Annotated in this window: 9 protein-coding genes; 4 read left to right on the forward strand and 5 right to left on the reverse strand. The window is 63.8% G+C overall.

All coding sequences use genetic code 11. From position 1 onward, the window contains the following. Window positions 1-69 precede the first annotated feature (69 nt). Complete coding sequence (locus PJL15_RS19125; protein ID WP_281452715.1) at window positions 70-1,098, forward strand: LacI family DNA-binding transcriptional regulator; 1,029 nt, start codon at window positions 70-72, stop codon at window positions 1,096-1,098. Between the two features lie 70 nt (window positions 1,099-1,168). Here PJL15_RS19125 and PJL15_RS19130 read toward each other — a convergent pair whose 3' ends face one another. Continuing rightward, a complete protein-coding gene (locus PJL15_RS19130; RefSeq protein WP_281452716.1) occupies window positions 1,169-1,855 on the reverse strand; it encodes a FadR/GntR family transcriptional regulator in 687 nt (228 codons plus the stop codon). A 90-nt stretch (window positions 1,856-1,945) separates the two neighbouring features. Between PJL15_RS19130 and PJL15_RS19135 the strand changes: the two genes are divergently transcribed. Continuing rightward, entirely contained in the window at window positions 1,946-3,286 is a 1,341-nt protein-coding gene (locus PJL15_RS19135) for an alpha-hydroxy acid oxidase (protein WP_281452717.1), read from the forward strand. Between the two features lie 80 nt (window positions 3,287-3,366). Here the strand turns inward: PJL15_RS19135 and gdhA are convergent, their stop codons facing one another. From gdhA to PJL15_RS19150, 3 genes are all read right to left on the reverse strand, one after another. After that, window positions 3,367-4,704 (reverse strand): NADP-specific glutamate dehydrogenase, encoded by a 1,338-nt coding sequence (gdhA, locus tag PJL15_RS19140; RefSeq protein ID WP_281452718.1) that lies wholly within the window; start codon window positions 4,702-4,704, stop codon window positions 3,367-3,369. Between the two features lie 207 nt (window positions 4,705-4,911). Then, on the reverse strand, window positions 4,912-5,445 hold the full coding sequence (locus tag PJL15_RS19145; RefSeq protein ID WP_281452719.1) for an ArsR/SmtB family transcription factor: 534 nt from the start codon (window positions 5,443-5,445) through the stop codon (window positions 4,912-4,914). Window positions 5,446-5,526: 81 nt separating this feature from the next. After that, window positions 5,527-6,753, reverse strand: coding sequence for an acetoin utilization protein AcuC (locus tag PJL15_RS19150; protein ID WP_281452720.1), 1,227 nt, complete (start codon window positions 6,751-6,753; stop codon window positions 5,527-5,529). A 102-nt stretch (window positions 6,754-6,855) separates the two neighbouring features. Here PJL15_RS19150 and PJL15_RS19155 point away from each other — a divergent pair, with 102 nt between their 5' ends. Both PJL15_RS19155 and PJL15_RS19160 read left to right on the forward strand, forming a co-directional pair. Further along, a complete protein-coding gene (locus PJL15_RS19155; protein WP_281452721.1) occupies window positions 6,856-8,289 on the forward strand; it encodes a TrkH family potassium uptake protein in 1,434 nt (477 codons plus the stop codon). 4 nt (window positions 8,290-8,293) lie between these two features. Continuing rightward, complete coding sequence (locus PJL15_RS19160) at window positions 8,294-8,968, forward strand: potassium channel family protein (RefSeq protein WP_281452722.1); 675 nt, start codon at window positions 8,294-8,296, stop codon at window positions 8,966-8,968. A gap of 60 nt (window positions 8,969-9,028) precedes the next feature. Here the strand turns inward: PJL15_RS19160 and proC are convergent, their stop codons facing one another. Further along, window positions 9,029-9,859 carry a pyrroline-5-carboxylate reductase gene (gene proC / locus PJL15_RS19165; protein WP_281452723.1) on the reverse strand — a complete coding sequence of 277 codons (831 nt, stop codon included), beginning with the start codon at window positions 9,857-9,859 and terminating at the stop codon, window positions 9,029-9,031. Window positions 9,860-10,219: the final 360 nt, after the last annotated feature.

Below are 10,219 nucleotides of genomic sequence, written 5' to 3' on the forward strand. Positions count from 1 at the left end.
TCTGGTGGTCACGTCAACCGCTGCTCCAACGACGGAGCACCCGGAAGGCGACAAAAGGGAAGGGGCCACATGGCACGCAGGAACACCAACAGGCGCGTTGGGATTGCCGACGTCGCGGAGAAGGCAGGCGTTTCACACGCCACGGTCTCACGCGTCATGAACGGTAACGCCGCAGTAGATCCCGGCATCGCCGCGCGGGTACGCGCCGCCGCGGCCGAACTCAAATACCAGCCAAATCCAGTCGGCCGGAGCCTGGCGCTTGGAAAGACCGACACCATCGGCATTGTGGTCCCGGATCTGGCCAACCCGACGTTCCAGGCCATCCTGCGCGGACTCAGCATCGCAGCGGCCCAGGACGGGTACCGCGTCCTCATCGCGGATTCCTCTGAAGTCACCAGTGAGGAAGCGATCCTGGCCGGGGAGGCCCGGCGCCGTTGCGATGGCGTGGTCCTTTGCGCGCCCCGCATGGGGGACGCGGAACTCGAGGAGCTGGCCCCCACCCTGCATCCGCTGGTGCTCATCAACCGCACCACCATCGCCACCAACACGCCGAGCCTCAGCGTGGACTACGGCCAGGGCATCCAGGAGTTGGCACAGCACCTCGTGTCCCTGGGCCACCGCAGACTGGTCTTCCTCTCAGGACCCGAGCACAGCGCCTCAAACCGGCAACGCCTGGTGGGCTTGGACCAGTTCAGGAAGGAGCACCCGGAGATCGAGCTGCAGATGCTCCCGGGCGGCTCCAACTTCGATTCGGGCCACGAATGCACCGATGCCATCATCGCCAGTGGCGGCACGGGTATCCTCGCCTTCAACGACCTCGTGGCCATGGGGCTCCTCAGCGGCCTGCATGAACGCGGCATCCGCGTCCCGGAGGACATCTCCGTGACGGGCTTCGACGACATTCCGTTCGCCAAGTACACCACCCCGCCGCTGACTACGGCGGCGGTGCCCATCAATGAGCTCGGAAGCCTGGCCTGGCGGAGGATGCGCGAGCAGATCCAACAGACCGGCGATGCCCCCGCCCAAGCCCAGGACGAGTTCTCTCCGCGCATGGAAATCCGCAAAAGCACTGCAGCACCCGCCCTCAAACCCGCGTAGAGGAACAACGCGGGGTCACTTATGGCCCTTTCAGGGGGCTCCAATGGGCCCTAAGTGACCCCGCGTTGCTTTAAGTAGCGGGCACTCCTGCCTCTTTGTAGAAGCCCTGGATGTGGGCCGCCACCAGCTCAGCTGCCTTGCCGCCGTCGTTGTTGTTCACTGCGGTGAGTATGGCCCGGTGTTCCGTCCGGAGCCGGGCGCATGTGGTAGTCCAGTCGGGCAGGTTTCCCGTGAGCTCACCTGCGTAGTTCTCGATCGCGCCCCGCAGCGAAGCCATCATGGCACTGACCACCGAGTTGCCTGCCGCCTGCGCCAAAGCCACATGGAAACGGGCGTCCAAGGCAAGGAACGCATCGATATCCTGCGCAGCGTCCATCTGGTCCAGCAGCTCGGCGGCCTCCTCAAGCGCCGGCGCACCCACCTTGGCCCGTTCGGCAGCCCAGGATTCCAGCAGGACACGCGTCTCGACGATGTCGGCCACGGGAAGATGACGGGTGGCCACATGCAGCCTGAGGGTTGAACCCAGCGCAGATCCCGGCTCAGCGATAACGACAGTCCCGGCATCCTTTCCCGAACCAACGCCGGCGCGGACAACGCCCATGGCCTCGAGAATGCGCACGGCCTCGCGCACGGACGTCCTGGACACCTGCAGCTGCTCGGCCATGGACCGCTCGCCGGGCAGCCGGCCGCCCAGGACGAGGTCTCCATCAGACAACTGCTTCTCGATCCATTGCAGGACCAACTCATGGGTACGCATATCGGAATACTAGTTGATGTGGTCCAACCACATGCCTTACAGTGTGGTTAGACCACAGTGGTAAGACCACAGAATTCAAGGGAGAACCGTATGACCGACACCCTCGACCCCAAGATCACGGCCGCGCCCGCCAATGCCGGCAGCGACCAGAATGTAGCGCAGCAGCCGCGTACCGCCGTCGTGCAGAAATCAGGCGGGCAGCCCCCGGCACTGAAGCGCCGCATCCCCAAGGTGTCCGACCTCGCTCCCCTGATGCAGTTCAAGAAGCCCGAATTCAGCAAGAGTGCGCGACTCAAGCGCGCCAGCACCATCTGGGAACTGCGCGAGATCGCCAAGCGCCGCACCCCGCAGGCGCCGTTCGACTACACCGACGGTGCTGCCGAAGAGGAGATCACGCTGCGCCGGGCACGGCAGGCTTTCCAGGACATTGAATTCCGTCCCGGCATCCTGCGTGATGTCTCCAGGATCGACCTCCGGACAGAAATCCTCGGCAAGGAATCCCGCCTTCCGTTCGGCATCGCCCCCACCGGGTTCACCCGCATGATGCAGTCCGAAGGCGAATACGCCGGCTCGCAGGCCGCAGAAGCTGCCGGTATTCCGTACACCCTGTCCACCATGGGCACGGCATCAATCGAGGATGTCGCGGCTGCAGCCCCGAATGGCCGCAACTGGTTCCAGCTCTACCTCTGGACCGACCGCGACCGCTCCCTCGAACTGATTGAACGCGCCGCCAAGGCCGGCAACGACACCCTCATGGTCACCGTGGACACCGCCGTTGCCGGGGCGCGGCTGCGCGACGTCCGCAACGGCATGACCATCCCGCCGGCGCTGACCCTGAAGACGGTGCTCGATGCCTCGTACCGGCCCGCCTGGTGGTTCAACTTCCTCACGCACGAGCCCCTGACGTTTGCCTCGCTCTCGCGCTACACCGGCACCGTTGCGGACCTCATCAACTCCATGTTCGACCCCACCTTGACATACGAGGACCTCGACTGGCTGCGGGAAACGTGGAAGGGCAAGCTCGTGGTCAAAGGCATCCAGACAGTGGAAGACGCCCGGCGCGTTGTAGACCACGGCGCGGACGGCATCATCCTGTCCAACCACGGCGGCCGCCAGCTCGATCGCGCACCCATCCCCTTCCATTTGCTGCCCGAGGTCACTTCGGCATTGAAAGCGGACAACAGCAAGGCCGAAGTCATCCTGGACACGGGCATCATGAGCGGCGCGGACATCGTGGCGGCTCTTGCTCTGGGCGCAGACTTCGCGTTGATCGGACGGGCTTACCTCTACGGACTGATGGCCGGTGGACGCGAAGGCGTGGACCGCACCATCCAGATCCTGGAGAAGGACATGACCCGGACCATGGCACTCCTGGGCGTCAGCAAGGTCTCGGACCTGAACCCGGACCACGTGCGGTTGCTGCAGCGCTGAAGCGCCCATGTAAGTAATAGCACCTGTCGCATTGGGCGTCCATTGCGACAGGTGCTGTTACCCAGTTGGGTGCACAGGTGCTAGATCAGGCCTTGCGCCAGCATGGCGTCGGCCACCTTGACGAAGCCGCCGATGTTGGCACCCACCACGTAGTTTCCTGGCGCACCATATTCTTCGGCCGTGGCTGCGCAGCGGTCGTGGATCCCCACCATGATCTCGGTGAGGCGCTGCTCGGTGTGCTCGAAGGACCAGGAGTCGCGGCTGGCGTTCTGCTGCATTTCCAGCGCGGACGTCGCAACTCCGCCGGCATTGGCAGCCTTGCCCGGCCCGAAGAGGATCCCGGCTTCCTGGAAGACCGACACAGCCGAGCGGGTGGAAGGCATGTTGGCGCCCTCCGCCACCGCGATCAGTCCGTTGCTGACCAGCTTGGCGGCAGCATCGCCGTCGAGTTCGTTCTGCGTGGCGCAGGGAAGGGCCACCGTACCGTTGACATCCCATACCGAACCGCCAGCGACATGGCTGGCACCGGGCCGCCGGGCAGCGTACTCCGTGAGGCGCCCGCGCTCGACTTCCTTGATCTGGCTCAAAAGGCCGACGTCGATCCCCGCCTCGTCCACGATGTAACCGGCGGAATCCGAACAGGCCACCACGGTGGCGCCGAGGGACTGGGCCTTGGCAATGGCGTGGATGGCAACATTCCCGGAACCAGAGACCACAACGCGCTGGCCATCAAAGGAAGCACCCCGGGTCTTCAGCATCTCCTGGGCGAAGATCACGGTGCCGTACCCCGTGGCCTCCGGACGGACCAGGGAGCCGCCCCACGAAATGCCCTTGCCGGTCAGGACGCCGGACTCGTAGCGGTTGGTGATGCGCTTGTACTGGCCGAAGAGGTACCCGATTTCGCGGCCACCAACGCCGATGTCGCCCGCTGGAACGTCGGTGTACTCACCGATGTGGCGGTACAGCTCGGTCATGAAGGACTGGCAGAAACGCATGATCTCCGCGTCGGAACGGCCACGGGGATCGAAGTCCGAGCCACCCTTGCCGCCGCCGATCGGCATGCCTGTCAGCGCATTCTTGAAGATCTGCTCGAAGCCGAGGAACTTCACGATCCCCAGGTACACCGAGGGATGGAACCGGAGGCCGCCCTTGTAGGGACCAAGCGCAGAGTTGAACTCCACCCGGAATCCGCGGTTGACGTGGACGCGTCCGGCATCGTCGGTCCAGGGGACGCGGAAAATGATCTGTCGCTCCGGCTCGCACAGGCGTTCCAGGATGGCGCCTTCAAGGAATTCAGGGTGGCGGTCGTGCACCGGACCAAGGCTTTCGAAGACCTCAATGACGGCCTGGTGGAATTCCTTCTCCCCCGGGTTCCGCGCCAAAACGGTGTCGCGGACGGCTTCGAGCCTTGAATCCATGCGGTCTTCCTATCCTCGGTGCGCCGGCCAGCGGCGGGACGAATCAGTCCCGCCCATGGTTGCATCAAAGGAGGTAGGATCTCCATCCGGCGGCAATGTGACCCCCGCCCGGACTTAACACAAGCGTAGAAAATCGTTGACAAATCAAGGAACGGAAGGTTAACAAGAACTCACAATGTGATGAGAGTCACGTGAGGTGTCCGAGGCTTAGCGCTTGCGTCCGAACTTGGGGAGGTTGGGCAGGTTCGGCAGATTGGCCAACAGGTCGGCAGCCTTCGTGGCGGCTCGGCCCACGGTGCGCCCGATTTGCTGGGGAACAGTATCGTCGGACGCCGGATCCAACATCACAGGGGTGTCGCCTGCGTGGTCCTTCGCCGCTTGGTTGATCGCTTCGGGAAGCGTCGGCGTATCGACGGGCGTAGCCTCCGGTTCCGCTACAGCCGGAGCAGCGGCAGGCGCGACGGCGGCGGGAGCCGAGGTCCCGACGTCGAACGTTTCAAGCCAGTTGGCGACGCCGGCGAGCGGCTTGGGATTGAGCGCATAGAAACGCTTCTGGCCCTGGGCGCGCATGCTGACGAGGTCTGCCTCGCGGAGCACTTTCAAATGCTTGGAGATGGTGGGCTGGCTCGCAGCCAGTTCTTCCACCAGTTCGCCTACAGCTTTATCCCCAGAGCGGAGGGAGACCAGGATGTCACGCCTGGTTGCCTCAGCTATGACGGCAAATACGTCGTCAGTCACCATGCCTTACACCCTAGCGACATATACGCCGATTGGCATCCCTGTTTCCTTGTGTGCGGACGGGCAAGTCAGTGAAACCAACCATCAGTCAAACCAAGGGTCCAGTCCGTACAGCGGGAAGATCTCCTTGCGGGTGGCTATGACGGTCCGGTCCACCTCATCGGCGGGATCATAGCCAACCTCCCACGAGCGCCACCAAACGTCCACGTCATCGCCCATCGTCTCAGGAGCCCACACTCCGTACGTTTCCCTGACATACGACCTCCAGGCTTCCGGCACGGGAAGGCTGAGCGGGACGGGCCGCTGGGTGACCATGCCTATCAGGTGGCTCCAGGCGCGGGGCACCACCCCCGTGACGTCGTAACCCCCTCCCCCGGTGGCGATCCACCGGTTGTCGCAGTAACGGGCGGCAAGGCTCGCGACGGCGGAGGCGGCCTCCCGCTGCCCGTCGACGCTGAGGTTGAGGTGCGTCAGGGGGTCGTCCCGGTGGGAGTCGCAGCCGTGCTGGCTGACAATCACCTCAGGTTGGAAGGCTCCCACTAGCTGCGGCACCACGGCATGGAAGGCCCGCAACCAGGCGGCATCTCCCGTGAACGTGGGAAGCGCTACGTTCACCGCGGTACCGGGTGCGTCCGGTCCCCCGGTTTCATTGGCAAAGCCTGTTCCGGGAAACAGGGTGAGGCCGGTTTCGTGAAGGCTGATGGTCATGACCCGGGGATCGTTCCAGAAGATGCTTTGCGTCCCGTCCCCGTGATGGGCGTCGACGTCGATGCTCACCACGCGCTGAACGCCGCCGTCGAGAAGCCGCTGGGTGGCGATGGCGACATCGTTGTAGACGCAGAATCCGCTGGCACGGTCCCGTGCAGCGTGATGCATGCCGCCGCTGAAGTTCACGGCCCGCACGGCGCTGCCCGAAAGGATGGTCTCGGCCGCCAGCAGCGAGCCCCCGGCCAAACGCGCGCTGGCCTCGTGCATGCCGGCGAAGGCGGGGTCATCCTCGGTTCCCAGGCCACGATCTTCCTCGGGGCTGGAGGGGTCAGCGCTGACGCGCCGCACGGCCTCCACATACTCGCGGCTGTGGACCGAGAAAAGTTCGACGTCGGTTGCCAGGGCGGGTGCCTCCACCGCCACATGCTGGTGTTCGAAGAGACCCAACGATTCGGCCAGGCGGGCTGTCAGTTCAAGCCTCTGCGGGGCCATGGGATGGCCGGGACCAAAATTGTAGGCAGTCATGGCCGGGTCCCACACCACCGTCGTTGGCAGTGCGGAGCGCGTAATGCTGGAAGCTGTTGTTCCAAGCCTGGAGTTCATCCAGAACAGGCTACCCGAGGCTGGAGGGCCCCAACGCCCGGTTACGCGCACGAATAGTGGTTTACTACTCAGGAAAGCTTGTTTCAACCAAGGAAGAGCGCCATGTCCCACAGCCAGGCCCGGTCCGCGAGCCCGACCAACTGGCAACCCAACCAGCAGGAGCGGGAAGGTCTGTGGATCTTCACCCGCGTGCGCGACTTCATCGACAACATTGCCAACACCTCACCGGCGCGTTTGGCATTGACCGTGTTCGCCGTTGTCATCCTGCTCTTCACTGGATTGTTGTCCCTGCCGGCAGCGTCAGCCGAGGGGAACGTGACGCCGTTGCACCAGGCGCTGTTCACCGCAGTCTCAAGTGTCTGCGTCACCGGACTCACCGTGGTCTCCACAGCAACGCACTGGACGTTCTTCGGCCAGCTGGTCATCCTGGTGGGCATCTTCGTGGGCGGCTTGGGTACCCTGACCCTCGCCTCGCTCCTGGCCCTCATGGTCAGCAAACGGCTTGGCGTGCGCGGCAAACTCATCGCCCAGGAAGCCATGAACAACGCCGGCCGCCTTGGCGAAGTGGGTACCCTGCTCCGGATCGTCATCGTAACCTCCGTGGTCATCGAGGGGGCACTCGCCCTGGCCTTGATTCCGCGTTTCATTGTGCTCGGCGAGGATTTCTGGCAGGCAGTATGGCACGGGGTTTTCTACTCGATCTCATCCTTTAATAACGCCGGCTTCACTCCCCACTCGGACGGCATCGTCCCCTACGAGATGGATCTCTGGATCCTGGTGCCCCTGATGCTCGGTGTCTTCCTCGGCAGCCTCGGCTTCCCCGTAGTGATGGTGCTCCAGCAAAACGGGCTCAACTGGAAGAAGTGGAACCTCCACACCAAGCTGACCATCCAGGTGTCCTTCATCCTGCTCGCTGCCGGCGCGGTCCTCTGGGCCCTGATGGAGTGGGACAACGTGCGGACCATCGCCCACATGGACCTGGGCGACAAAATCACGCATTCACTTTTTGCTTCAGTCATGACGCGCTCGGGTGGCTTCAACCTGGTGGACCAGAACCACATGGAATCCACCACCATGCTCCTCACCGATGCCCTCATGTTTGCCGGCGGCGGATCCGCCTCCACGGCTGGCGGCATCAAAGTAACCACCATCGCCGTCATGTTCCTGGCCATCATGGCCGAAGCCCGCGGTGACGCCGATGTGAAGGTCTACGGCCGCACCATCCCGCAAGGCACCATGCGCGTAGCCATCTCGGTGATCGTCGCTGGCGCCACCCTGGTATCCGTGGCTGCCTTCTTGTTGCTCTCCATCAGCGGAGCCTCATTGGACCGGGTGCTCTTCGAATCCATCTCCGCCTTCGCCACCGTGGGACTGAGCACCAACCTCACTGCCGAGCTGCCGCCGTCGGGCGTTTACGTCCTGACAGCCTTGATGTTCGCCGGACGCGTCGGCACTGTAACCCTTGCAGCCGGGCTGGCATTGCGCCAGCGCAGCCAGCTGTTCCACTACCCGGAAGAGAGGCCAATCATTGGCTAATACCATGGGGGCCGCCAACCGCCCCGCACACAATGCCCCAGTACTGGTGATTGGCCTGGGCCGGTTCGGGTCCGCAACGGCCGAGCAGCTGGTCAAGCAGGGCCGTGAAGTCCTGGCCATCGAGCGCGACCGCACGCTCGTCCAGAAGTGGGCTCCGGTGTTGACCCACGTGGTCGAAGCCGATGCCACGAACATCGACGCCCTCCGCCAGCTGGGAGCCCAGGAATTCAGCTCCGCCGTGGTGGGCGTGGGCACCTCCATTGAGTCATCCGTGCTAATCACCGTGAACCTGGTGGACCTTGGCATCCAGCACCTCTGGGTCAAGGCCATCACGCCTTCCCACGGCAAGATCCTCACCCGGATCGGCGCCAACCACGTCATTTACCCCGAGGCCGACGCAGGGGTGCGCGCGGCCCACCTGGTATCGGGCAGGATGCTGGACTTCATCGAGTTCGACGACGACTACGCAATCGTGAAGATGTACCCGCCCAAGGAGACTGTGGGCTTCACGTTGGAAGAGTCCAAGGTCCGTTCCAAGTACGGCGTGACGATCGTCGGCGTGAAAACCCCGGGCGAGGACTTCACCTACGCCCGGCCGGAAACCAAAGTGTCCGGCCACGACATGTTGATCGTGTCCGGACACGTGGACCTGCTGGAACGGTTCGCCGCCCGGCCGTAACAGTTTTTGTACACCTAACGCCCTTAAGACTCCCGTTTGAGGGCGTTAGCTGTACAAGAACTAGCCGAGCTGTTTGGTGATCTCGGCTGCGCGGGCTGCTGCTGCGCGCGCGCCGTCGGCAATGATCCTGGGGATCCCGCCGTCGTCAAAGGCCGCGATGGCGCGTTCGGTGGTGCCGTTGGGGCTCGTGACGGCCACCCGGAGGGACCGCGGGTCCGCGCCCGGTTCGGCCAGCATGAAGCCTGCGCCTGCCACGGTTTCGCGGGCCAGCATCACGGACAGTTCTTCATCCAGGCCAAGCTCGACGCCGGCAGCAGCCATGGCTTCGGCCAGGTAGAACGCGTAGGCCGGGCCTGAGCCGCTGATGGCGGACAGCGCGTCCACCTGCTCTTCGGGGATCTCCACCACGGTACCGGCGCCCGCAAGCGCCTTTTTGGCCTGCTCGAGCTGCTCGGGCGTGCAATGGGTGCCAGGGGAAACAGAGACGACGCCGCGGCCAAGCCGTGCCGGCGTGTTGGGCATGGTGCGGATCACCGGCTGCCCGTCCGGCAGCGCCGCTTCGAGTTGGGCGATGGACACTGCCGCTGCGACGCTGACGACGATCGTGTCCTTCCCGAGCGCGGGGCTGATCTCCCGGGCCAGGTCCAGGATGCCCACGGGCTTGACACCAAGAATGACCATGCTGGAGCCCTTGGTGGCCAGCTTGTTGTTGTCCGGCTCTTCCTCGCCGGCGATGGCCATGACGCCGTGGCGCTGGGCCAGTTCGTCCGCGCGCTCGGCCCTGCGTACCGTCGCGACGATGTCGGAGGGATCGGTGCCCGCTGCGAGCAGACCTCCCAGAATTGCCTCGTTCATGGACCCACAGCCAAGGAATGCGATTCGGTTGCTCATGGCTCCATCATTGCAGTTGACCTTGGACGGGGTCGAATGGATTCCGGATTCACAGCTTGCTCCCAAGGTTATTGCAGGCAGCACTCATTCTTGGTCCGTAAGTTAGTAGTTACCTCATTGAGGGTGCGAGTGATGAGGCGGGCATGGGGATGTCCGCCAGCAGCACCGGTGGCCGGGCGGGTTTTCCCCCTTTCCCCATTCCGCCCCCCGTTCTTTCGCCTTTAAATGGGGGCTCCCGGCCCCGGGCCCGTCTCCTATTCCCATCTTCCAGCCCACCAGACCCATTACTTCAAACCGTATGCCGTTTTTTTCTTGTAAAAAAAAAAAACTGTAAAGTAATCAAGCTAGATCGTTGCGGAT

This window comes from Paenarthrobacter nitroguajacolicus (assembly GCF_029952445.1).
GTDB classification, from domain to species: Bacteria; Actinomycetota; Actinomycetes; order Actinomycetales; family Micrococcaceae; genus Arthrobacter; species Arthrobacter nitroguajacolicus_B.

Excerpts from the sequence above, each read along its gene's own strand:
- PJL15_RS19125 (WP_281452715.1), top strand. The coding sequence starts at position 70 with ATGGCACGCAGGAACACCAACAGGCGCGTTGGGATTGCCGACGTCGCG.
- PJL15_RS19130 (WP_281452716.1), bottom strand. The coding sequence starts at position 1,855 with ATGCGTACCCATGAGTTGGTCCTGCAATGGATCGAGAAGCAGTTGTCT.
- PJL15_RS19135 (WP_281452717.1), top strand. The coding sequence starts at position 1,946 with ATGACCGACACCCTCGACCCCAAGATCACGGCCGCGCCCGCCAATGCC.
- gdhA (WP_281452718.1), bottom strand. The coding sequence starts at position 4,704 with ATGGATTCAAGGCTCGAAGCCGTCCGCGACACCGTTTTGGCGCGGAAC.
- PJL15_RS19145 (WP_281452719.1), bottom strand. The coding sequence starts at position 5,445 with ATGGTGACTGACGACGTATTTGCCGTCATAGCTGAGGCAACCAGGCGT.
- PJL15_RS19150 (WP_281452720.1), bottom strand. The coding sequence starts at position 6,753 with ATGAACTCCAGGCTTGGAACAACAGCTTCCAGCATTACGCGCTCCGCA.
- PJL15_RS19155 (WP_281452721.1), top strand. The coding sequence starts at position 6,856 with ATGTCCCACAGCCAGGCCCGGTCCGCGAGCCCGACCAACTGGCAACCC.
- PJL15_RS19160 (WP_281452722.1), top strand. The coding sequence starts at position 8,294 with ATGGGGGCCGCCAACCGCCCCGCACACAATGCCCCAGTACTGGTGATT.
- proC (WP_281452723.1), bottom strand. The coding sequence starts at position 9,859 with ATGAGCAACCGAATCGCATTCCTTGGCTGTGGGTCCATGAACGAGGCA.